The 22,176-nt window shown below is 75.6% G+C and carries 17 protein-coding genes; 1 reads left to right on the forward strand and 16 read right to left on the reverse strand.

The features are described 5' to 3' along the window. Positions 1-4: 4 nt before the first annotated feature. The 8 genes from B1A86_RS01340 to B1A86_RS01375 all read right to left on the reverse strand — a co-directional run bounded on the left by B1A86_RS01340 (position 5) and on the right by B1A86_RS01375 (position 9,189). Positions 5-541 carry a hypothetical protein gene (locus tag B1A86_RS01340; RefSeq protein ID WP_036316098.1) on the reverse strand — a complete coding sequence of 179 codons (537 nt, stop codon included), beginning with the start codon at positions 539-541 and terminating at the stop codon, positions 5-7. Beyond that, positions 541-3,813 carry a type ISP restriction/modification enzyme gene (locus B1A86_RS11595; protein WP_210411802.1) on the reverse strand — a complete coding sequence of 1,091 codons (3,273 nt, stop codon included), beginning with the start codon at positions 3,811-3,813 and terminating at the stop codon, positions 541-543. Before B1A86_RS11595 ends, B1A86_RS01340 begins: the two co-directional genes overlap by 1 nt. A gap of 200 nt (positions 3,814-4,013) precedes the next feature. Beyond that, entirely contained in the window at positions 4,014-4,973 is a 960-nt protein-coding gene (locus B1A86_RS01350; RefSeq protein WP_044659062.1) for an ornithine cyclodeaminase family protein, read from the reverse strand. Positions 4,974-5,004: 31 nt separating this feature from the next. Next, positions 5,005-5,799, reverse strand: coding sequence for a glutamine amidotransferase (locus B1A86_RS01355; protein WP_078025371.1), 795 nt, complete (start codon positions 5,797-5,799; stop codon positions 5,005-5,007). A 74-nt stretch (positions 5,800-5,873) separates the two neighbouring features. Then, positions 5,874-6,446 (reverse strand): GNAT family N-acetyltransferase, encoded by a 573-nt coding sequence (locus tag B1A86_RS01360; protein WP_063189932.1) that lies wholly within the window; start codon positions 6,444-6,446, stop codon positions 5,874-5,876. 117 nt (positions 6,447-6,563) lie between these two features. Beyond that, positions 6,564-7,463 (reverse strand): DUF6707 family protein, encoded by a 900-nt coding sequence (locus B1A86_RS01365; protein WP_230297492.1) that lies wholly within the window; start codon positions 7,461-7,463, stop codon positions 6,564-6,566. 2 nt (positions 7,464-7,465) lie between these two features. Then, complete coding sequence (locus B1A86_RS01370) at positions 7,466-8,005, reverse strand: NUDIX hydrolase family protein (protein WP_036316089.1); 540 nt, start codon at positions 8,003-8,005, stop codon at positions 7,466-7,468. A 56-nt stretch (positions 8,006-8,061) separates the two neighbouring features. After that, complete coding sequence (locus B1A86_RS01375; protein WP_073117197.1) at positions 8,062-9,189, reverse strand: NADH:flavin oxidoreductase/NADH oxidase; 1,128 nt, start codon at positions 9,187-9,189, stop codon at positions 8,062-8,064. A 125-nt stretch (positions 9,190-9,314) separates the two neighbouring features. On the opposite strand from B1A86_RS01375, the gene B1A86_RS01380 reads away from it, so the two are divergent. Next, positions 9,315-9,638 (forward strand): hypothetical protein, encoded by a 324-nt coding sequence (locus tag B1A86_RS01380; protein WP_036339857.1) that lies wholly within the window; start codon positions 9,315-9,317, stop codon positions 9,636-9,638. A 12-nt stretch (positions 9,639-9,650) separates the two neighbouring features. Here B1A86_RS01380 and B1A86_RS01385 read toward each other — a convergent pair whose 3' ends face one another. The 8 genes from B1A86_RS01385 to B1A86_RS01420 form a co-directional block, all read right to left on the reverse strand. Then, complete coding sequence (locus B1A86_RS01385) at positions 9,651-11,957, reverse strand: hypothetical protein (RefSeq protein WP_145930908.1); 2,307 nt, start codon at positions 11,955-11,957, stop codon at positions 9,651-9,653. Positions 11,958-11,959: 2 nt separating this feature from the next. Then, positions 11,960-12,565: a DedA family protein gene (locus tag B1A86_RS01390; RefSeq protein WP_078025454.1), complete on the reverse strand. Its 606-nt coding sequence runs from the start codon at positions 12,563-12,565 to the stop codon at positions 11,960-11,962. Beyond that, positions 12,562-13,608: a pseudouridine synthase gene (locus B1A86_RS01395; protein ID WP_036383698.1), complete on the reverse strand. Its 1,047-nt coding sequence runs from the start codon at positions 13,606-13,608 to the stop codon at positions 12,562-12,564. Before B1A86_RS01395 ends, B1A86_RS01390 begins: the two co-directional genes overlap by 4 nt. A gap of 46 nt (positions 13,609-13,654) precedes the next feature. Then, positions 13,655-14,905: a glucose-1-phosphate adenylyltransferase family protein gene (locus B1A86_RS01400; RefSeq protein WP_134415949.1), complete on the reverse strand. Its 1,251-nt coding sequence runs from the start codon at positions 14,903-14,905 to the stop codon at positions 13,655-13,657. Between the two features lie 76 nt (positions 14,906-14,981). After that, the gene (locus tag B1A86_RS01405) at positions 14,982-15,923 is read right to left on the reverse strand and encodes a DNA-formamidopyrimidine glycosylase family protein (RefSeq protein ID WP_078025453.1); all 942 of its coding nucleotides are present in this window, start codon (positions 15,921-15,923) and stop codon (positions 14,982-14,984) included. 14 nt (positions 15,924-15,937) lie between these two features. Then, positions 15,938-16,450, reverse strand: coding sequence for a VOC family protein (locus B1A86_RS01410; protein WP_078025452.1), 513 nt, complete (start codon positions 16,448-16,450; stop codon positions 15,938-15,940). A 138-nt stretch (positions 16,451-16,588) separates the two neighbouring features. Next, positions 16,589-21,643 carry an ATP-dependent helicase gene (locus tag B1A86_RS01415; protein WP_078025451.1) on the reverse strand — a complete coding sequence of 1,685 codons (5,055 nt, stop codon included), beginning with the start codon at positions 21,641-21,643 and terminating at the stop codon, positions 16,589-16,591. Then, positions 21,640-22,098 (reverse strand): 23S rRNA (pseudouridine(1915)-N(3))-methyltransferase RlmH, encoded by a 459-nt coding sequence (locus tag B1A86_RS01420; protein WP_174232859.1) that lies wholly within the window; start codon positions 22,096-22,098, stop codon positions 21,640-21,642. Before B1A86_RS01420 ends, B1A86_RS01415 begins: the two co-directional genes overlap by 4 nt. Positions 22,099-22,176 lie beyond the last annotated feature (78 nt).

A 22,176-nucleotide genomic window follows, 5' to 3' on the forward strand; every position in this document is an offset into this window, starting at 1 on the left:
TCCCTCAATCAGTCGCTTCAGACTCTTTCCCACTTGTCGCTGAGAGCCGACCCTGGTGGTCGCGGGACCAGCGGTCGCCAGCGGCGTCGGTGAAGGTGAAGGCGGTCACCCGGAACCGTTCGGCGTTGGTCAGCGGCCGGGGGACCACGTCCAGTTCATCCGCCTGGACGCCGTAGCCCCACTCGTTCTTGCTCAGTTCGAAGTAGGTGCGTCCTGGAGGCAGCATGGCGGCGGTGAGATCGGGAACGGGATACTTCGACGCCACCGTGGCCCGTGCCCCGTAGACCGGGACCTGGGAGGAGTTCTCCACGGCGAGGAACCAGCGCCGCGTGGGTGGGGCGCCGAACTCGTCATTGATCCGGGCGGCGACGCACATCCACGCGGCGACCTGGCGTGCCTGTTCCTGCTTTTCGCGCAGGTCCTGCCGCTCGTCGCGGCCCTTCTCGATCTGGCGCAACCGCCACGACTCCACGGCGGACCATGCCGCGGCCAGGAGCGCCAACACGGAGACCACGAGGGCGATGACGTTCGCAGCGTCCATCAGAACATCTCCTCCTGCGCAGTGGAGAAGTCCCGCTTGATCGTCTTGGGAACCTTCCGTTCGGCCGGGGTCGGTTCCGGGAGTTCGTTCGCCGGGATCAGGTCTCGGGCGAGGATCTCGTCCAAGAGGTCTGCCTGGTCGCCACCCAGTGACACGGTCTCGGTCAGCACTCGGAGCAGATCGAGCAGCTCGTCGTTCCACTCGTCTGCCCACTCGGTGGGGCGGATACGGTCCAGCGGGGTGGCTGCCTTGCCGGCGGCGCGGCCGATGCCGGTGGCCGTCCTGGCGCCGAGCCACTTGTCCAGGATGTTCATGCCGGACACGGCGAAGGCCCTGACCTCCGGACTCACGCCGGTGACGACGCCGTCCCCCACCTTTAGCCGCTGGGTTGCAGGGTCGTAGGACACGGCCCGCGGGGAGGCAGGCAAGGCCGTCACGGGGGCTTCCCAACCCAGGCCAGGAATGCGGGGTACGCGGCCGGCGGGGCGGTCTACACCAGTGAACCGCTCCCCGTAGGTCTGCAGCCACAGCAGACGCTTACCCAGCTCCACGGCACGGGCGAACAGGGCCGGGTCGACCGTCAGCGGCACGCGGACGGGGCTGCCTTCGAGGGCTTCGTCGAACCGCTGGACGTAGGCGTCATGGCCGGCGATGCCCATGACGTAGGCGGCCAGGTCTTCCGGCGTGACCTCTCGGCCGTAGCGCTCCCCCAGCAGCGGGAGCAGCCCGCCGGTGACGTTGGGCTGGGCGGCTTCAGCGTCCCGGTAGAGGGGGATGACGTCCTTGCCGCCGTAGGAGCCGACGAAGTAGTGCAGATCTGGCACCGCCGTCGCCACGGTCACGGCGGGGCCACCGCTGATGCGGGCCGTCTTGGGGGAGACAAAGAACAGCTGGCGGTCCGAGAGCGCCTGCCACAAAGCGGGGCGTTCCAAGTTGATCAATCGAGGATCGTCGAAGGTCCACTGGCGGTCGAAGGAGCGCCACGCCACCCGTGTGATCGGCCGGTGCTCAGCGTCGGCGGGCAGCGCCGCCAAGGGGGTCAGGCCGCTCACGGCGGTGTGGATGGTGCGCCCAGAGTGGCCCGTCACATACTTCTCCGCACGGGCGTCCGCGGACGGGTCAGCCAACAGCTCTCGCCACCGCCGTTGCAAGGTGTCCTGATCCGGGGCCACGGGCCAGGCGCGGTTGTACTTGATCCCGGGCTGCTGCCAGGGGAAGAGGTCCGCCAGGGCGGGCATCGCCGCCCAGTCCTCCCCGCCGCTGGCCGGTGCCAAGGGGTCGCCCGCCCCACCGGGCAGGCACTCCCATGTGCCGTCGTCGGGATCCAACCGGGCCACCTCGTCCAGGGCCGCGAACTTCTCCGCGCGCGTGCCCCGGAAGCGCCGGTAGTACACGGACGCTTCCCGGGCGGCCTTGCCGGTGCGCACCAGAGTCACGATCGCCACCGGGGTCTGGATGTCGAAGACGTTCTCCTCCTGGCGTGCCCCGCGGCCCTCGCCGCCAAGGTCCATCACCCAGATCTCACTGGCCGTCCGACGGGCCAGATCGCGCAGACCCACAAAGGCCGGGCCGGTCAGCCACGAGGACGCCGTGATGAAGGAGATGATCGCCTGGTCCCCGGGGTCCTGCTGGAACGCCTTCCAGATGGCCCACCGCCAGAAATACACGTACAGGTTGTACAGCGAGGCCTGGGCGGAGAAGATCACTCCCTGCTCCTGGGCGGGGCCGATCACGTCGTCGAACAGCGCGTCCTCGCCGTCCCCGTGCTCCACCCAGCCGCCGGTGCCGGAGGTCACCCGGTCATAGGGCGGGTTGCCGATGGCCACGGTGATGCGCCGGTCCCGCTTGATCCGGCGGGCCGCCTCGGCGGCCTCGGCGAGGACCCGCGCGTCGCCGAATAGCCCCTCCGCCATGCCCGCCGAGGGGTCCTCCAGGGTGTCCGTCAGGTACACGCCGATCTCCTCCGCCTGGAAGGCGTGACCCTGCGCCTCAGCGAGCCGCTGGCCGATGCGCAGGTGCGCCACCGAGTATGGGCCGGGCAGCAGCTCGAAGGCCAGCAGGTTCTTCGTGAGGTTCTTGGCCACCTGGGCCACCCCCGCCGGGCCGCGTTCCTCCCGGGCCGCTGCCTCCGCGCGGTCGATGACCGCCAGCGGGTAGGTGCCGGAGCCCGTCGCGGGGTCCAGCGTCACCACCGAGGGGGCGCCGAAGCCCAGGGTCTGACCGAAACGTTCCCGCAGCAGCGCGTCCACCACGCGCACCTGGCACTGCACCACACTGATCGGCGTGTAGTAGACACCCGCGCGGTTACGGGCGGCCGGGTCGTAGCGCTGGAGGAAGTCCTCGTAAAACCACAGCCACGGCTCACCACGGGAGTCCGTGGAGCGCTCGATGGCGGCCACGTCCATGCTGGACACCAGCCGCATGATGGCCCCGACCTCCGGGGCGATGTACTCCATGAGCGCCGGGATGCCGATGATCGGTCCGAGGGACGCCGCCAGAACATTGCGGTGGGCCGTCTCCAGGGCGTGCTTGGCCTCCTCGAGCGTCACCACGCCGTCGGCGTTCCGGTCCGCTTGGCCGGAGAGACCGGCGATGGCCATGGAGTAGGCCACGACCTGGGCGACGTCGCCGGCGAACTGGGCGTCCGTGGTCGTGTGATGCACCGTGTGGTCCCAGGCCGCCTTCGCCTCCCGCACCGAGCGGTAGTTGTTGGACAGGCCTTCCTGGAGGCGCTCTCGAAGGAAGCGGGCCAGCGGGGCCAGGCGGTCCGCGAGCTGGCTCACTCGGGTGATCGGCCGGGGCTGGGCCAGGGTGAACTGTTCCAGGACGGTGCGCAGGCGGTCTGCGTCCCAGCCTGCGACGCCGTCGACGGGCAGGAACGCGGTGTCCACAGGGGAGCCGGAGACATAGAGGGCGATCTCGTCTCCGTTCGAGACGAGCAGCGCGTCCAGCTGGGAGAGCAGGTCCCACTGGCCCTTCTCCCGGCCGCGCCACTTCTCTCCGATGACCGTGTGGCCGGGTGCCTTGAGTTCCACCCATCCGCAGGGGCGACCGTCGATCAGGGCGGCGAAGTCCGGGCGCACGCCGTCGAGCTGGGCCTCTCGCAGCAGGCTGAGGTCCCCAATCCCGGTGACGGAGGAGAACGCGCGCAGGAACTCGGAGACCGGGACCGTCAGCTGCGCCTCCGGCTCGGCGGAGACCCCGCTCGTGGAGGCGAGCCGCACGTCACGGGCGTACGTCTCAGCGAGCTGGGCGAGGGGTGCGTCGATCATGTGTCCTGCCTTGCAGTGAAGAGGGTGGCGCGAGTCACTCTATCCAGACGGGGCGTGCTCGACTGGGCTGACACCGCGGAGGCCGGCCGCGCCCCGCTCGTGGCGAGAAATCTGGTCGGGCTCGCCGGCGCCCTCGTCCTCCTCGCCGTCAGTCGCCGGGACACGCCCTCGGTCCGCCAGCTGGACCCGGCCGCCCCGGCTCAGCCCAGCACCTCCCGCGCCACCGCGCTCGCCACCACCAGGTCCTGCCAGGGCATGCCGGTGGTGACGAACAGGGCGGGCGCGCCCTCCCGACGACGCGCGGTCCCGGCCACGAGCTCGGCCAGCGTCACCGTGTCCTCGATCCCGGCCAGCGCGCCGGAGTCGATCGCGAGGGTCACGTCCCCGGCCTCGCGGGCGGCCGAGTCCCGCGACTCCACCGCCACGGTCGCGCGGCGGGCCAGGGCGTCGTCGGTCTCGCGGGCGTCCGTGGTGTGCGAGCCCATCGCCACGACCGTCGCGTGCTCCGGCACGAGCGTCCCGTCGAACAGCGGGGCCGTCGCGGCCGTGCACGTCACCACGACGTCCGCCTCCGCCACGGCCTCCGGGCCCGCGGCGCTCGCGGTCACGCCCAGCTCCGCTTCGATGCGCGCGGCCAGGGCGGCGGCCCGGTCGGCGTCGCGGCCCACCACGGACACCCGTTCCAGCCCGAACACGTCCTGGAAGGTGAGCGCGTGCTCCCACGCCTGCACGCCCGTGCCGACCACGACCAGGTGCCGGGGCGAGGCGTCCGCGAGCAGCCGCACCCCGAGCGCGGACACCGCGGAGGTGCGCAGGCCCGTCAGCTCGACGCCGTCCAGCACGGCCCGCGGTGCCTGGCCGGGGGTGCCCGGGGCGCCGAACAGCACGTAGACGCCCTGGATGACGGGCAGTCCGCGCTCGGGGTTGTCCGGCGTGAGGGTGAGCAGCTTGGTGCCGACCTCGGTCCCGCGCGTCGAGGGCATCTGCAGCAGCTGCCCGGCGGCGGTGGACACGCGGGTGCGGGGGGCGTCGGCCTCCGGGTCCAGGCCGGCGGCGAGGGCCGCCTCCAGCGCGTCGACGGCGGCGCGCGGGCTCAGGGCGGCGCGCACGGCGGGGCCGTCGATCCAGGGCAGGGAAGCGGTGGCGCGGTGCGTGTCCATGCGGCCACGCTACGGGGTGGGCCGGGCGGGCTCACCCGAACAGCGTGCGGAAGTTCGCCAGGATCCGGCGCGGGTGCTCGGGATCGACGGCGGCCAGCCCCGCCACCGTGGGCTCGTACTCGCCCGGGGCGAAGTACCCGTGGTCGCGGTAGATCTCGAGGCGCTCGAGGATCCCGGCCTGGTCCAGCTCCGGGTGGAACTGGGTGGCGTACTGGCGGGTGCCGAGCCGGAACATCTGCACGGGACAGTCGGTGCCCGCGGCGAGCAGCACCGCGCCGGGCGGCAGCGCGCTCATCGCCTCCTTGTGGCCGACGTACGCCGCGAACGTGCGCGGGACCCCGGCCAGCAGCGGATCTGCGGCACCCTCGTCGGTGAGCGTGACCTCGACGGGCGCGGCCGATTCGCCGTACGCGTTGTCCACGACGCCGCCGGCGTGCCGGCCCAGCGTGCCGACGCCGTAGCAGCAGCCGAGGAACGGCAGGTCGCGGCGCCGGACGACGTCGAGCATCCGGCCCAGCTCCGCCTCCACGGCGCGCTGCACGGGGGACTTGGTCTCCTCGGGATCGGAGCCCGTGAACGGGCTGCCGGGCAGGATCACGGCGGCGACGTCCGCGAGCTCCGCCTCCCAGTCCAGGCCGTGCGTGGCCACGTCCGGGCGCTGCACGACGCGGTCCAGGCGCAGCACCCGCAGCCGGCCCTCCGGATAGCCGCCCAGTCGCTGGACGGCCTCGACCTCGGCGGCCGCGGCGTCGTCTTCGGGGCGCGTCTGGACGAGGAGGAACGGCCGCGGATGCGGGCTCGGGATGGCGCCGGTCGGGGTGGTCATCTCGGCAGACTAGCGGGGCATCGGGCCGGGAGGGCGTGACGGCGTCGCGGGGCGTCGTCGGGGGCGGGTCGCGGTCAGCGGTCGGCCCAGGGGCGGGCGTCGGAGGCCCACGGCAGGGGACGGACGCGTTCCTCGGGCAGCGGGTCCGCGGCCAGCCGGCCGTAGAGGTGCACGTCGAGCCGCCGCCCGCCCGTGCGGAGGCGGCCGCGCTGCGTGCCTTCGTGACGGAGCCCAGCGGCCCGGGCGACGGCCCCCGCCGTCGGGCTGTCCGCCCGGTGGGCCAGTTCGATCCGTTCGAGCCCGCCCTCGGCCAGTTCGGCGTCCGCCACGGTGGTCGCCGCCCGCGACATGATCGCGTCCCCGCGCCAGCCCTGATGCAGCCAGGCGGTGAGCGCGCCGGTGCCGTGCGCCTCGTCGCGCACGACGGCGACCAGGCCGATCAGCGTGTCCGTCCCGCGCTCCACCACGGCGACGGCGTCCGTCCCCTCCGCCTGGACCAGTCCGTCGACGTAGGCGCGGGCGGAGGCGTCGTCGGTGACCTCTGCGGGATCGGCCATGCCGACGGTGCCCGCGTGGAAGGCCGCCAGGACGGCGGGCGCGTCCGTGGCGCGGAGGGGGCGGAGCTGGGCGGGTGCGGAGCCGGTCATGCCGGGAGCATAACCCCGGCAGGGGCTGGAGAGTGAGGTGCGCCACACGAGCCGGACCCCGGAGGGCGTGTCACCGGGGACGGGGCCGGCTCTCGACGCCCGTCCCGCGGCTGGGCCTCACCGGCGCGTGGCTGCCTTCGCCTCGAGCTCGTCGGCGAGGGTGCGCAGCGCGCCGAGCTCCCGGGCGATCCGGGAATCCAGGTCGGCGTCCGTGAGCGTCTCCGAGCCGCCGCGGGCACGCAGGTAGAGCAGCTGGCCGAACCGGGCCCGGCGCCACTGATACTCGGCCTCGGCGTCGCGGGCCTGCAGGGCGCGGGAGATCTCCCGGTCGTAGAGCGGCGGCTCGTTGAGCTGACGCTGGCGCACTTCGAGCACGCGGGACGCCCGGCCCGGCTCGGAGGGGACCTCGTCCGCCTCGAGCAGGCGCCGACCGAGGTTGGCGGCGGCGATGTGCTCGCCCTCCTCGCGCAGGATCAGCGACGCCAGGGACAGCGCGGCCTGGATGGACTTCCACCGCCCCACGGCCCCGTCCCACGGCAGGTTCGTCAGCAGGCCCAGGGTGGCGAGCGTGCCCTCGGTGTCCTCGTGCAGCAGGTAGAGCCGCTCGGCCATGCCGAACACGTCCTCCAGCTGGGAGCCGGAGCGCAGGTTCAACCCGTGGGAGAGCCGGGCCGCGGTGGCGGTCAGCTCGGTGTCGTCGAGGTGGCGCTTGCCGACGGCGACGATCCGCTCCTCGGGGGACCCCGCGTCCACGGGGGAGAAGGTGGTGTCCGGGACGGCCCTGCGCTCCTCCGGGCGGTCCGTGCGGACCCGGATCACGGAGCCGTGGGCGATCTTGACCTCCCGGCCGCCCTCGAGGGTGGCGATCACGAGCGCGGGGGTGCCGAAGTCGTCCCGCATCACCCGGGTCGAGGCCACGGGCGGGGCGGGCTCGCCGCGGCGGGTCAGGAAGCTGTCCCCGGGCTGCACGTCCTGGGACTTCAGATGGCGGAGGTAGCCGCCGACGACCGGTGCCATGCTCAGCGCCCCCATCCCACGTGGGCGAGGGCCTGGCGCACCAGGTCCCCGCGGCCACCGATGAACTCGGCCTGGATGTCCTCGCCGAGGGCCTCCTCGGGGGTGAGCCAGGTCAGCTCGAGCGCGTTCTGGCGCGGCTGGCACTCACCCGTCACCGGCACCACGTACACCAGGGCCACGGCGTGCTGGCGGTCGTCCGTCAGCCCGGTCTCGGACGGCGCCGGGAAGTACTCGGCGACGGTGCAGGGGACCACCGATGGCGGCAGCTGCGGGAACGCGAGCGGGCCGAGGTCCTTCTCCAGGTGGCGCATCAGCGCGGCGCGGATGGTCTCCCGGTACTGGACGCGTCCGGAGACGAACGTCCGCTGGAACGTGCCGGTCTCGTCCGCCACGTAGAGCAGGCCGATCTCGGTGACGTAGCCGAGGGAGTCCAGCCGCACCGGGATGGCCTCCACATACACCATGGGCAGCCGGCGCCGGGCCTCGTAGAGGTCCTCGTCGGACAGCCAGCCCGGATTCGGGTCGGGGGTGCGCACGCTCATGGTTCTGTTCTACCGGAGTTCCGCGCCGGGGGCACACCGGGTCCCGCGTGTTCCGCTCACCACTTGGCTCGGAAGTACTGCCGGGCCATCGGCACCTGCTCCGAGGGGACGTCGAGCGCGAGGGCGGCCGCGGTCGGCCAGTTCGGGTTCGCCAGGGCGGCGCGGCCCACGCAGACGGCGTCGGCGCGGTCCTCGTCCACCACGGCCGCGACCTCCTCGGCGCCGGTCAGCGAGCCGACGGCGGACACCACGATCCCCTCGGTGCCCTCCTTCACGGCGGTGGCCAGCGGCACCTGATAGCCCGGGCCCTGAGGGCCCTCGTAGGTGTCCCCGATGCCCGCGGAGGACAGGTCGAACCAGTGCACCTGCCCCTGCAGCTCCTGCGCCAGGCGGACGGTCTCCTCGATGCTCCAGCCGCCCTCGACCCAGTCCGAGCCGGAGATGCGGATGCCGAGGACCTTGTCCGCGGGCCACACCTCGCGCACGGCCGCCACGACCTCCTTGAGGAAGCGGGTGCGGCCCTCGAAGTCCCCGCCGTACTCGTCGGTCCGGGTGTTGGTCAGCGGCGAGAGGAACTGGTGGATGAGGTAGCCGTGGGCGGCGTGCAGCTGCACGGCGCCGAAGCCGGCACGGTCGGCGCGCTCGGCGGCGTCGGCGAAGGCCTGGACGGTCTCCCGGATCTCGTCCACCCGCATCGCGTGGGTGCGGATCTCCATGGAGTTGGTGGCCACGCCGGAGGGGGAGAGGGTCTCCCAGGAGTCGGGGCCCTCGAGGATCGGCTGCCCGGCGAGCGCGCCCGGGTGCATGGGGACGGTCGAGGCCTTGGCGCCGGCGTGACCGAGCTGGATGGCGGGCAGGGCGCCCTGGGAGGCGATGAACTCGGCGATCGGCGCCCACGCGTCCCGCTGCTCGTCGTTCCACAGGCCGGTGTCCCACGCGGAGATGCGTCCCTCGGGGGTGACGGCGGTGGCCTCGGCCACCACGATCCCGAAGCCGCCGGCCGCGCGGGCGCCCAGGTGCTGGAAGTGCCAGCCGTGGGGGACGCCGTCGCGCGCCTCGCACGAGTACTGGCACATCGGCGGCAGGATCAGGCGGTTGCGCACGCGCACGCCGTTGATCTCAATCGGTTCGAAGATCGCGGGCACGGCGGGGGCGTCGGTCTGCGGGGTGGCGGTCTGAGTCATGCACCCCACCCTACGAGCGGGTCCGGACACGGGAGGGCTCGCGTCCGCCGCGGGCGGAAGGGCGGGCCGGCCCGTGCGACGAGAGAAGTCGTCACCGCTGCTGCGTCCACCCCTACCCTGGGCCCATGCCCTCCTACCGCGCCCGCCTGCAGATCGGCGACCTCCTGCCCGGCCACCGGCCCGAAGAGGTCATGGACCTGGCCGAGGCCGCCGTCCAGGCCACGCACGTGCTCGCGGCCAAGGACATCGAGGTCGTCGCGCGCGTCCCGCGGATCGTGCTGCGCTTCACGGTGCCCGGCTCGCACCGGGCCGGCGAGGACGCCGAGGCCGCCGAGGTGGCGCGGCGGATGGCGGAGGCGGTGTCCGGCGTCGCCGTGACGGGCCGGCTGGACGTGCTCCGGCGCGACGGCGGCCGGTGGGTCCCGGTGCCCGCTGGGCTCGGGCGCTGAACGGGGCCGGGCTCAGGCGCCGGCCGGGTGCGGCCGGCGGGCGGCGTCGCGCTCGATCTGGCGGGCCCAGGAGCGGCGCACGGCCGCGGCGGTGACCAGCAGCAGCGCCCCGAAGGCGGCCGCGAGACCCACCCACACGCTCTGCTGCGCCCCGAGCGGGCTGGGCAGCAGGCGGGGCAGGGCGAGGCAGAGCAGGGTCCAGGCCATGCCCAGGGCCACACCCATGCGGCCGCGCCCCCCGAGCACGAGGCGCAGGGCCGCCAGCAGCAGGGCCACCAGCACCAGCAGGGCGAGCAGCTCGGTCGGGAACCAGCCGACGTGCACACCCCAGGCGTGGAGGGCGGCGCCCACCGCGGTGGGTGCGCCGGCGAGGAGGGTGCCCAGCAGCACGCCGAGCGCGCCGTCCTCGGCCACCCGTGCGACGCGGCGGGCCGCCGGGCGTGCGCCGAGCCGCCGGACCACACGGAGCATGAGGACCAGGGCGAGCAGCCACGGGACGACGTCGAAGCCCCCGGGGGCCAGGACGGCCAGGGGGAACCACAGCGCCAGCGCCAGCAGGGCCCCCGCGATCGCGCCCCGGATGCGGCGGTGCCGCGGCGACGCGCCCTGGCCCCGCCCCCACTGCCGCAGCACGTACATGCCGGTCAGCAGCCACAGCACCGGCCAGATCGCCGGGTGCAGCGGGGACAGCCCGAACACGCTCGCGCCGGGGCCGTGTCGGCCGTCGGCGGTGAGCGGGTACGCGCCGGCATCGAGGGCGCCGAGCCCCGGGACGCGGCCGGCCAGACCGAGGCCCCACGCGCCGGAGAGCACGAACAGCGCCCACACGACGGTCAGCAGCGCCTGGCCGCGTCGGTCCGCAGCGGTCGGTGAGCCGGCCGGCTCCTCGGGCGGCGCGGGGGTGTAGCCGGGGATCAGGGGCAGGGCGCCCGTGACCGGCCCCGCCGAGGAGTGGGCGGTGGCCTCGGCCCGGACGGCCTGCGCCTTCGTGGAGAGCCGCTGCCGCCGCCGCCACTCGGGCAGGGCCACCCGGGCCCGGGCGAAGAGCTCCTCATCGGTGAGCCGCTCCTCCGGGTCGGACAGCAGCGGCCGGTCGGCGGCGGCCGGGAAGACCTCGGGGCCCTCGAGCTCGCGTGCGGCCCGGGCCAGCGCGCGGGACTCCCGCTCCTCGTGCTCGCGGCGGCGGCGGGCGGCGTCCTCCGCCGCGCGGCGCTCGGCCTCCCGGGCTCGGTCCTCGAGGAGCCGGGCCTGGGCGAGGGCGCGTTCGGCGTGCAGCACGGTGTGGGCGCGGACGCGTGCGGCCTGGCGACGACGTCGCTCGGCCTCGAGGCGGGCGGCCTCCTCCGCCTCGCGACGGCGCCGCTCGGCCTCCTCGGCCCGACGGCGCCGCTCGGCCTCGACGCGTTCGGCCTCGAGGCGACGGCGTTCGGCCTCGGCCGCCTGCCGACGGCGCTCCGCCTCCGCCTCCGCCTCGAGCCGGAGCCGCTCCCGTTCCGCGAGCGCGGCCTCCTCGCGGGCCCGCCGCTCCGCCTGCACGCGGGCGCGCTCGGCGGCGACCTCCGCCTCCCGGCGGCGCCGTTCCTCCCGCTCCCGGCGGCGGGCCTCCGCCTCGGCGGCGGCACGTGCCTTCTCCTCGGCCGCCACCCGACGGCGCCGCTCGGCTTCACGCCGACGGCGCTGCTTCTCCTCCTCGCGGCGGCGGCGGGCCACCCGCGCGGCCTGGGCCCGGCGGGCCTCCTCGTCGAGGCGGGCCTGGAGGGCTGCGGCGTCGCGGGCCCGGGCGGCGTCGCGGGCCTGGGCCGCGGCGGCGGCCTCGGCGACGGGCCGCTCGTGCTCGGCGGCCCGGCCGGCTCGCAGGCGGGCCCGCCGGCGCTCCTCGGCCGCAGTGCGGCGGCGTGCGGCCTCCGCGGCCTTCTCCGGGTCCCGCCCCGGGGCGGGGAGGATGCGCTCGACCGTGCCGACGAGCGGATCGGCGAAACGGGCGAGGTCCGGGCTGCCGAGGCGGTCCAGGATCTCGCTGAGGTCGCGGCGTGGACGCTGCTCGGCGGGAGCGCCCGGGGTGCGCAGGCGGTCCATGGCGCGGTGCACGTCCGCCCGGTGGTCCTCACGCACGCGGCGCTCGGCGGCGGTCTCGGATCGGCCCGAGCGCAGGGCACGCTCGTGACGGCGCAGATCGCGGCGGGAGATCTCCCCGGGCGCGGCCAGGGCGCGGCGGGGGCGCGCGGCGGGGGCACGCGTCTCGGCGTCGTCGGGACGGGGCGCCGAGGCGGCCCGGAGGCGCTCGAGGGCGGCGCGGGACTCGGAGGACGCGTCCTGCATGCTCACCCCTTCCGGCCCCGGCGACGGTGGGCCATGATCCCCGCGATCATCAACCCTGCAAGGGTACCGAACACCATGCCGACCATCGCGGACGCCCACCACGGCAGGCCGGTGGCCCGGCCGGTGATCCAGCCGAGCCCCACCATGGACGAGGACCACGCGAGCGAGCCCGCCCCGGACAGCCACAGGAACACGGGCCAGCGGATCCCGCCGATCCCGGCCGCCGCCATCGACGCCGTCCGTCCGCCCGAGACGAACCGCAGCACGGACAGCCCCGCCAGGCTGCCCGCCGGGCCCACCCGCACCAGCAGGCTCCGGATCCCCCGGTGGATCCGACGCCACCACGCCCAGCGGTCCAGGCGGTCGGCGAGGCCGTGGCGGAACAGCGCGTAGAGGCCGACGTCCCCGGCCCAGCAGCCCAGCCACGCCGCCAGCACCGCGGCCACGGGGGAGACCCGGCCCTCGGCTGCGAGCGCCCCCGAGCCGATGACCACCACCTCCGACGGGACGGGCGGGATCGGGGCGTCCAGGGCCACGAGCAGCGCGGTGAGCGGGTGGAACCACGCTCCGAGCGCGTCCATCAGGGCGGCCGGGTCCCCGCCCGTCACCGCGGTCGCTCCTGCAGCTCGGCGGGGGAGGTGAACTCCCGCTCCTCGCCCGTCACCGGGTCCGTGAAGCGCAGCGACCGGGAGAGCAGCTGCAGGGGCCGTGCGACGTCGTCCGGGGCGAGGTCGAGCAGGTCCGGGTAGAACGGGTCGAACGCGATGCCCAGGCCCAGGGCGGCCAGGTGGATGCGTAGCTGGTGGGTGCGCCCCGTGCGCGGGGTGAGCCGCAGGTGCGCCACCCGCCGGCCGGCCAGCGTCCCGGCGGAGACGCCGACGCCCAGCAGCTCCACGCGGGACTCCGCGTTCGCCCCGGCGTGGGGCCGGTTCGAGCGCCGGGTCCGGACGGGGGCGCCCGCGCGCCGCCCGGAGGCCGCCGCGGGGATCTCCTCCACCACGGAGCGCAGGACCCCCTTGTCCTTGCGGATCCGGCTGCGCACCGTCAGCGGGAACCGCCCCAGGATGGGGTCGGTCGGGGCGCCGGGGCCGCGGGCGCCGTCGTCGGGGGCGTCCGGCAGGAGCGCCACGGCCTCGTAGGTCTTGGCCACGGCACGCCGCTCGAAGAGCAGGTGGTAGGCGCCGCGGGTGGCCGGGTTCGCGGAGAACATCACGACGCCGGCCGTCGCCCGGTCGAGCCGGTGCAGGGGCACGAGGTCATCGAGGCCGAGCTCGTTGCGCAGCCGCACCAGCGCGGTCTCCTGGACGAAGCGGCCGCCCGGGGTGGTGGGCAGGAAGTGCGGCTTGTGGATGACCACGAGGTGCTCGTCGCGGTGCAGGAGCGTGTGCGTCACGGGCAGCGGGGCCTCGTCGGGGACGTCCCGGTAGTACCAGAGGTCGTCGTGCACGCCCAGCGGCGTCGTCGGCGTCAGTGCGGTGCCGTCCGCCGCCACGACCTCGCCGCGGGCGAAGCGCGCGCGGATGCCCTCCGGGTCCACGTGACCGAACCGGTGGAGCACGTAGTCCTGCGCGGTGGGCCAGCCGGAGGTGGGCAGGCGCAGGCGCGTGGCGTTGACGCCGTTGCGCGGGGGGAGGGGAGAGGGGACGGCCACGGGTCCATCCTCCCAGCCCGGCGCGGCTGCGTCCGACCGGCGCCGCTCAGTCCGACCGGCCGGGCCGGCCGGAGCCGGTGGTCTCGTCCTCGGCCGGGCCGCGGTCCTGCGGGGTGAGCACCACGACCTCCTCGGCCGGCGCGGCGCGCCCCGTCACCTCGCGCGCCGGGACCGCCCCGCCGACGTCGACCACCACGGTGTCCAGCACCGCGCCCGCGGGGACCTCGCAGTCGCCGAGCAGGAGGCTGCCGCGCACCGTGGCGCCGGCCGCCACGACCACCCCGGGGCCGACCACGCTGTCCGACACCTCGCCCGCGATCCGGCACCCCGGGCTGAGCAGCGAGCCGGAGACGCGGGCGTCCGGGGCCACCCACGCCGGCGGCGCCTGGTGGGGGTTGGTGATCAGCGGCCAGCCCTCGGCGGCGAGGTCCAGGCCGGTGCCGTCGAGGATCTCCCGGTGGGCGCGGACGTACGCGTCCAGGGTGCCGATGTCCCGCCAGTACCCCACGAGGCGGTGCTCCCGCACGCGCCCCCGCGCCACAAACGCCGGGATGATGCTCTCCCCGTAGTCGCCGAGGGAGGAGCCCACGGGGTCGCCGTCCTCATCGGTCTCGCCCTCGTCCTTGGTGGCCGCCTCGTCCTCGCCCGCCACGAGGTCGCCGACCACCTCGGAGAGCGCGGCGACGTCGAACACGAACACCTCGGTGGCCACGAGCGTGCCCGCCGGGTCCTCCGGCTTGTAGGCGTAGTCGGTCACCGCGCCGTCGTCGTCCACCTGCACGACGCCGAAGCGCGAGGGGTCCTCGTCCGTCTCGGTGGTGACCACGGTGAGCTCGGCGCCGGAGCGGGCGTGCTCGGCCAGCACGGGGCGCAGGTCCAGCTGGTACAGGTGGTCGGCGGAGAGCACCACGACGGTCTCGGCGCCGAACTGCTCCAGCAGCGGCAGCTGCTGGGCGATCGCGTGCCCGTTGCCGCGGGCGAAGCCCTCCTCGGCGCGGCCCTGCGCGGGGGGCAGGAGCCGCAGGCCGTGGCGGGTGCCGTCGAGATCCCACGGCCGGCCGCCGGCCAGGTGCTGGTTGAGCGTGAAGGGGCGGTACTGCTCCACGACCCACACGTCCCGCAGGCGCGAGTGGGCCAGGTTGGACAGGACGACGTCGATCAGCCGGTACTGGCCCGCCAGCGGCACCATCGGCTTGGCGCGGGCCGCGGTGAGCGGCATGAGGCGGCCGCCGGTGCCACCGGCCAGCACGAGCGCGACGACGGCGCCCTCCGGGTCCTTCGGGAACGGGTCGGCCATGACTTCTCCTCGGGTCGGGGCGGGTTCAGCGTAGGGAGCGGGGACGACACGTGGCCACCGTTCGGGTGCGTCCGGCTCAGCCCTGGCAGTGCGGGCACCACCACAGCCGCCGCGCGTCGTCCTCGGCGGAGCCGTAGTCCTCCTGGCGGACGGGGCCGCGGCAGCGCAGGCACGGGGCGCGGTCGTGCCCGTAGACCCAGTACGACGGCGCCCCGCCGCCGCGCGCGCCGGGCGTCCGGCCGGGTGCCGTGCCGAGTGGCGGACCGGCCGGGACCAGCACCTCGACCCCGAAGGGTCGCCCCGGGTTCGGGCGCACTCCTGTGGTCCGGCGCCGGGCGCCCGTGGCGGGGGCGGCGGGCGGGACGTTGGCGCGCAGCAGGTCCCGGGCGAGCAGCACGAGTCCGGCGACGTCCTCGACCTCGCCGATCGGCCGGTGCGGGTCGATGCCGGCCAGCAGGAGGGTCTCGCAGCGGTAGATGTTGCCGATCCCGGAGACGAGCCGCTGGTCGAGCAGGGCCAGGCCGACCGGCCGCTCGGGCCGGGCCGTGAGCCGCCGCATGCCCTCGGCGAGCAGCGCGGCGCCGTCGTCGGGCGTGTCCCAGGCCGGGTCCAGCAGGTCGGGGCCGAGGTGGCCGAGGACGGTGGTCTCGTCGGCGGTGGGCACGAGGGTGAGCAGGCCCAGCTGGGCGCCGAGCACGCGGTGCTCCGCCGTCTCCAGCACCGCCCGCACCTGCCAGGCGGGGGCACCCCACCGCGCGTCGAGGGCGGAGACGAGCCAGCGCCCCTCCATCTTCAGGTGCGAGATCAGGGTGAGCGGCCGGGCCCCGGGGCGGGCCGCGGGCGGGGTCAGCCGCATCAGCAGGTACTTGGCGCGCGGCAGGACCTCGGCCACCGTCCAGCCGGTCAGGTCCGCGGTAGCGTGGCGGGGCACGCGCAGATCCGCGTGCGTCAGGACCCGGCCCTCGAGCACGGGGCGGAGCCGGTGCGCGACGCGGACGAGGGAGTCGCCTTCAGGCACGGGCCGTCACCGGCTCAGGCCGCGTTGAGCTGCCAGGTCACGCCGAAGCGGTCCCCGACCCACGCGAAGCGGCGCGAGAAGCCGTAGTCGTCGGGCGGCATGTAGTCACGGCCGCCGCCGGCGAGGAGCGTGTCGTGGATGGCGTCCACCGCGGTGGCGTCCGGCAGCTCGACGAACAGGCTGATGGCCGGGGTGAACGTGAACCCGTGCGGGGTGAAGGAGTCGAAGAACCGCAGCCGCTGGCCGGCGATCTCGAGCTCGCCGTGCAGGACCTTGCCCGCCCATTCAGCGCCGCGCGGGGAGGAGTCGTCGAAGAGGTCGCGACGGACCTCGGTGACCGGCAGGTATTCCACGAACGCGGTGAGGTAGGCGTCCATGGCCGCACCGGCGTCACCCTCGAACAGGAGGAACGGGGTGACGGAGGGATCCGAGGGGTGCGGCAGGGCGTCCTCGAGGGCCTCGGGGGCCGGGGAGGTGCCCGTGGGGGCGGTGCCCCCGTCCTCGGGCGGGGCGGCGTCGATGCTCATGGGCCGAACCTACCCCCGGGACCCGCCTCCGCGACAGGGCCACCCCCGGGCAACGCGGGTTGAGTTGTCGCGGGTGTTCGACGGCGGGACCCGCGACAACTCAACCCGCGTTGCGGACGGGCGGACGGGCGTGGGTTCTCAGTTCCGGAACCGAATGCCCGATGGGCTCGAGTAGAACCCCGCGGCCAGCAGCGCCTCGGCCAGCGGCGTGCCGAGCACGGGCCCGCCGTTGACCTTCTCCAGGCTCAACCGCTCGGTGTGGCCGGTGCGCAGCGCCCACACGAGCGCCTCCGCCGCGGCCCGCAGCTCGCCCGATTCCTCCGTGAACGCGAGCAGCGTGCGCCCGCCACGCTCCATGTAGAGGGCCAGCCGCCCCGCGATCAGCACGACGACGGCGCCCGCCTTCCGGCCCGGGCGGTGGCCCGTGGGCACGACGCCGTCCGGCCCGGCCGGCACGGACGGCCAGTCCAGCGCGGCGCCGTAGGGGTTCGCCGGATCCGTCGCGGCCAGGGCGAGGGCGAGCGGGGCGGTGTCGACGGCGGCGTCCTCCTCGTCCCGCTGGAACCCGCGCAGCCGGTCCACCACCGCGCCGGTGGAGAACTGCGCGCCGCCCAGCCCGTCGACGAAGTGGCCGCGGCGCACCTGGCCCGCGTCCTCCATCCGGGTGAGCAGCCGGTACTGCCCCGCGAACCCGCCGGGGACCTCCTCGGCCACCACGGAGCCGCGCGTGATCACGCCGTACCGGTCCAGCAGCAGCTCGGCGGTGGCGTGGGCGCGGATCGTGGGATCCTGCTCGGCGGCCGGCAGCAGGGACCAGCGGCCGGCCGAGCGGGCCTGCTCGGCGGCCGAGAGCCCGACGGTCCCCGCCGTGAGACCGGCCGTGCCCCGGGCGCCGCCCTCGGACGAGGTGAGCCCCGCGTACCGGCCACGCCCGCGCACCCCGGCCAGCCGCCCGCCGAGCCCGCGCCCGGCCGCCGCCCCCGCGGCCCCGCCCGTCCGCGCGGTGCGGGCCCGCGGCGTCTGCCGGCCGGTGCGGTGCGCGGTCTTGCCGAGCGAGAGCAGGCCGCGGACGGGGGCGAACGTGTCGTTGCCGACCCGGCCGTCCCACACCAGGCCCCACAGCGCGGCCAGCACCGCGGGGCCGCGGGCCAGGTCGGCCGGGTCGCGGTGCGGGTCGGGCCCGCCCGTCCCGCCCGCAGTCCCCGTGCCGCCGTCGCCGGCCGCCGCCTGCACCGCCCGCACCCGCTCCACGAGCTGGGGGAAGAACCAGGCCCCGCCGCCGGCGAGCACCTCGAGCACGGCCGCGCGCAGGGCGGCGTCGGCGGGCGTCTCCTCGGCGGGCTCGGGCAGGCGCAGCGTGAGGTCCACGGCGTCGGCGGGGTGCAGGGCCACCCAGCCGTCGTTGCCGGTGGCCTCCCCGACGCCCGACCACACGTACTCGCCCGTGGCCAGCAGCTCGTCGAGCAGGGCGGGGGCGTAGTCCCGCACGCGGGCGGGCAGCACCAGGGACTCCCACGCGCTCGCGGGCAGGGGCGTGCCGGCCAGCTGGTCCAGGACGGTGGCCACCCCGTCCACGCCCTCGAGCGTGGCCGGCGGCCGCCAGGCCCCGTCGCGCCCCGTCCGCGGCCGCAGGTGCTGCCAGTCGGCGAGGAACCGGGCGTAGGCGGCCTGGTCCACCGGCTCGACCTCGGCGCGCAGCGCGGCGAGGGAGCGCATGCGGATCCGCCGCAGCACCTCGGCGTCGCACCACTCGGCGTCCAGGCTGGCGGCCCCGGGGGTGCCCTCCGGCCGGAACGCGCCCGTGCTCACGCGGCGCTCGGTGGCCAGACGCTGCAGCACCGAGAGCACGACGGCGCCCCCCAGCCCCAGCGCGGCCCCCGCCTCGGCGGCGGTGAAGGGGCCGTGGGTGCGGGCGTAGCGGCCCACGAGGTCCCCGAGCGGGTCGTCGACCGGGTCGAGGAATGCGGTGGGCACTCCGTGCGGGATCGGCGTGCCGAGCGCGTCCCGCAGGCGGGCGGCGTCCTCGACGGCGGCGAACCGCTCGACCCCGTCCTGGCGCAGGCGGAACGCGCGGCCGGCGCGCTCGAGCTCCGCCAGCATCCCGGCGACGGCGGCCTCGTCCGCGGCCTCCTCCGCCTCCCCCTCGGCCCGTGTGCGCCGCGCGGCCTCGGCCACGGACAGCGGCCCCAGCAGGCGCAGCAGGTCCGCCACGCCCTCGACCCCGCGGGCGCGCCGGTCGGGCGCGAGCCGCTGCAGCTGGGCCTCGACCTCCGCGATGACCTCGGCGTCGAGCAGCTCGCGCAGCTCCTCCGTGCCCAGCAGCTCGGACAGCAGCGCGGGGTCGAGGGAGAGCGCGGCGGCGCGGCGCTCGGCCAGCGGGGAGTCGCCCTCGTAGATGAACTGGGCGATGTAGCCGAACAGGATGGACTGGCTGAACGGCGAGGGTGCAGTCGTCGTGACCTCCACGAGCCGGACGGCCCGTGAGGACACCCGCCCCGCGAGCTCCTTGAGCGCAGGGAGGTCGTAGACGTCCTGGAGCACCTCGCGCACGGTCTCCAGGATCACGGGGAACCGCGGGTGCTTCCGTGCCACGTCCAGCAGCTGCGCGGACCGCTGCCGCTGCTGCCACAGGGGGGTCCGCCGCCCGGGGTCACGGCGCGGCAGCAGCAGGGACCGGGCCGCGTTCTCCCGGAACCGGGCGGCGAACAGCGCGGACCCGCCGACCTCCGCCGTGACGATCTCGTCCAGCTCCTCGGCCGTGAACTCGAACAGCTCCGCGCCCGGCGGCTCCGCGTCCATCAGCGGGATGCGCAGCACGATCCCGTCGTCGGCCGCCATCGCCGCGCCCGAGCCGGTCTCCAGCCCGTACCGCTGCGCCAGCCGCGCTCCCACCGCGAGCGCCCACGGGGCGTGCACCGCCATGCCGTAGGGGGAGTGCAGCACCACGCGCCAGTCGCCGAGCTCGTCCGTGAACCGCTCCACCACGAGCGTCTGCTCGGTGGGCAGCACCCCGGTGGCCTCGCGCTGGTCCTTCAGGTAGGCCAGCAGGTTGTCCTGCGCCCACGGGTCCAGGCCCGCGGCCCCCAGGCGGGTGCGGCCGGCCTCGGGGTCCGCGTCCAGCTCGCGGCGGAAGCGCCCGACGGCGTCGCCCAGCTCCGCCGGCCGGCCCGCGGCGTCGCCCCGCCAGAACGGGAGCTTGCCGGGCTGCCCGTAGGCGGGCAGCACCAGGACGCGGTCCGCGGTGATGTCCACGATGCGCCAGCTCGTGGCGCCCAGCAGGATGACGTCCCCCACGCGGGACTCGTAGACCATCTCCTCGTCGAGCTCGCCGACCCGGCGCCCGCCGGAGCGGGCCGAGCCCGCGGACGCGGTGCCCGCCGACTCGGCCGTGTCCCCGGCCGCCGCGCCGCCGGGGGTGCCGTCCGCGCCGCCGTCGGAGGCCAGGAACACCCCGAACAGGCCGCGGTCCGGGATGGTGCCGCCCGAGGTGACCGCGAGGCGCTGGGCGCCGGGGCGGGCGGCGAGCGTGCCGTTCTCCCGGTCCCACAGGATGCGCGGGCGCAGCTCGGCGAACTCGTCCGAGGGGTAGCGGCCGGCCAGCAGGTCGAGCACGGACTCGTAGGCGGAGAACGGCAGCGTCGCGAACGGCGCGGACCGGCGCACGAGGTCGAACCACTCCTGTGCGTCCAGGTCCGCGACGGCGACGGCGGCCACGGTCTGCTGGGCGAGGATGTCCAGCGGGTTGGCGGGGATCCGCAGCGACTCGATGCGCCCGGCCGTCATGCGCTCGGCCACGACGGCGGTGTCCACGAGGTCGCCCCGGTGCTTGGGGAAGAACACGCCCCGGGAGACCTCGCCCACCTGGTGGCCGGCGCGGCCCACGCGCTGCAGACCGGAGGCCACCGAGGGCGGCGACTCCACCTGGATCACCTGGTCCACCGCGCCCATGTCGATGCCCAGCTCGAGCGAGCTCGTGGCCACGACGCAGCGGATCTGGCCGGTCTTCAGCGCCTCCTCGACGATGGCGCGCTGCTCCTTGGACACGGAGCCGTGGTGGGCGCGGGCGAAGTCGGAGACGGTGCCCGATCCCGTGCCGGTCTGCCCGGCCACCTGGGCGGGGCCGTGGAAGCCGGTCGGGTCCGGTGTGCGGAAGCCGGGGACGGCGTCCGGGTGCTCGGCCGCGGCGGCCGCCTCGGCGCGGGCCTCCCAGATCTCGTTGAGCCGGCCGGTGAGGCGCTCGGCCAGGCGCCGGGAGTTGGCGAACACGAGCGTGGAACGCCGCTCGGCCACCAGGTCCACGATCCGCTCCTCGACGTGCGGCCAGATGGACCCGCCCGTCACCGCGCCCTCGTCGCCGAGCCCGCCCGTCGAGGAGCCGGGTCCCAGGTCGTGGGCTGCGGCGGGGGAGGAGAGGTCCGTCAGGTCCGGCACCGGCACCGTGACCGTCAGGTCCCAGCGCTTGGCCGAGGCGGGCCGCACCACCGTCACCGGCTGCGTGCCGCCGAGGAACCGGGCCACCTCGGCGGCCGGCTCGACCGTGGCGGACAGGCCGATCCGCTGCACGGGCGCGTCCAGCAGGGCGTCCAGGCGCTCGAGGGAGACGGCCAGGTGGGCGCCGCGCTTGGTCCCGGCGACGGCGTGCACTTCGTCCACGATCACCGTGCGGACCCCGGTCAGCGCCGCGCGGGCCTGCGAGGTGAGCATGAGGTACAGCGACTCAGGCGTGGTGATGAGGATGTCCGGCGGATCCTGCTGCAGGCGCCGCCGCTCGGCCGCCGGGGTGTCCCCGGAGCGCACGCCCACCCGGACGCGTGGCACCGGCCTGCCCTGGTGCGCGGCGGTCTGCGTGATGCCCACCAGCGGGGCCCGCAGGTTCCGCTCCACGTCCACGCCGAGCGCCTTCAGCGGCGAGACGTAGAGGACGCGGGTGGCCGCCGTCCCCTCGGCGGCGGGCTCGCGCACGAACGAGTCGAGCGCCCAGAGGAAGGAGGAGAGGGTCTTGCCCGAGCCGGTCGGCGCGATCACCAGGGCGTGCCGCCCCGAGGAGATCGCGTCCCACGCGCCGAGCTGGGCCGGCGTCGGGGTCTCGAACGCGCCCGTGAACCAGGCGCGCGTGGGTTCGGTGAACCGGCCCAGGACGACGTCGGCCGCGGGCGTGGCCGTGCCCGCTGCGCTCTCCGCGGGCCCGCTCATGCGTGGTGGTACGGTCGGCCGGCGGAGATCTCCTGGGCCCGGTAGACCTGCTCCGCCAGGATCAGCCGCACGAGCTGGTGCGGGAAGACGAGCGGGGACAGGGACCAGACGCGGTCCGCGCGGGCGTGGACCCGGGCGTCCACCCCGTACGCGCCTCCGATCACCATCGTCACCGGGGCGCCGACGTCGAACCGGCTCTGCAGGTGCCGCGCCAGACCCGGCGAGTCGAACGCCGTCCCCCGCTCGTCCAGCAGGATCAGGTGCTCGTCCGCGCCGACCGCGCCCAGGATCCGGTCCGACTCCTCCGTGCGCGCCGCCTCCTCCTGCCGCGCGGAGTGCGGCAGCAGACGCCACGAGAGGTCGTAGGGCTTCTTGAGGCGCCGCTCGTAGCGGTCGATCCCGTCGACGACCCACGCCTCATGCTTCTTGCCGATGGCCAGCACCCGAACAGACATGGCCCCATGATCGCACCGGCCGCGGACACGGTACGGGGGTCGGCCCCCGCCGCTCGGTTACGCTCGCCGGGGCGGGGT

Source organism: Micrococcus sp. KBS0714 (genome assembly GCF_002008305.4).
GTDB classification, from domain to species: Bacteria; Actinomycetota; Actinomycetes; order Actinomycetales; family Micrococcaceae; genus Micrococcus; species Micrococcus luteus.

Excerpts from the sequence above, each read along its gene's own strand:
- B1A86_RS01340 (WP_036316098.1), bottom strand. The coding sequence starts at position 541 with ATGGACGCTGCGAACGTCATCGCCCTCGTGGTCTCCGTGTTGGCGCTC.
- B1A86_RS11595 (WP_210411802.1), bottom strand. The coding sequence starts at position 3,813 with ATGATCGACGCACCCCTCGCCCAGCTCGCTGAGACGTACGCCCGTGAC.
- B1A86_RS01350 (WP_044659062.1), bottom strand. The coding sequence starts at position 4,973 with ATGGACACGCACCGCGCCACCGCTTCCCTGCCCTGGATCGACGGCCCC.
- B1A86_RS01355 (WP_078025371.1), bottom strand. The coding sequence starts at position 5,799 with ATGACCACCCCGACCGGCGCCATCCCGAGCCCGCATCCGCGGCCGTTC.
- B1A86_RS01360 (WP_063189932.1), bottom strand. The coding sequence starts at position 6,446 with ATGACCGGCTCCGCACCCGCCCAGCTCCGCCCCCTCCGCGCCACGGAC.
- B1A86_RS01365 (WP_230297492.1), bottom strand. The coding sequence starts at position 7,463 with ATGGCACCGGTCGTCGGCGGCTACCTCCGCCATCTGAAGTCCCAGGAC.
- B1A86_RS01370 (WP_036316089.1), bottom strand. The coding sequence starts at position 8,005 with ATGAGCGTGCGCACCCCCGACCCGAATCCGGGCTGGCTGTCCGACGAG.
- B1A86_RS01375 (WP_073117197.1), bottom strand. The coding sequence starts at position 9,189 with ATGACTCAGACCGCCACCCCGCAGACCGACGCCCCCGCCGTGCCCGCG.
- B1A86_RS01380 (WP_036339857.1), top strand. The coding sequence starts at position 9,315 with ATGCCCTCCTACCGCGCCCGCCTGCAGATCGGCGACCTCCTGCCCGGC.
- B1A86_RS01385 (WP_145930908.1), bottom strand. The coding sequence starts at position 11,957 with ATGCAGGACGCGTCCTCCGAGTCCCGCGCCGCCCTCGAGCGCCTCCGG.
- B1A86_RS01400 (WP_134415949.1), bottom strand. The coding sequence starts at position 14,905 with ATGGCCGACCCGTTCCCGAAGGACCCGGAGGGCGCCGTCGTCGCGCTC.
- B1A86_RS01410 (WP_078025452.1), bottom strand. The coding sequence starts at position 16,450 with ATGAGCATCGACGCCGCCCCGCCCGAGGACGGGGGCACCGCCCCCACG.
- B1A86_RS01415 (WP_078025451.1), bottom strand. The coding sequence starts at position 21,643 with ATGAGCGGGCCCGCGGAGAGCGCAGCGGGCACGGCCACGCCCGCGGCC.
- B1A86_RS01420 (WP_174232859.1), bottom strand. The coding sequence starts at position 22,098 with ATGTCTGTTCGGGTGCTGGCCATCGGCAAGAAGCATGAGGCGTGGGTC.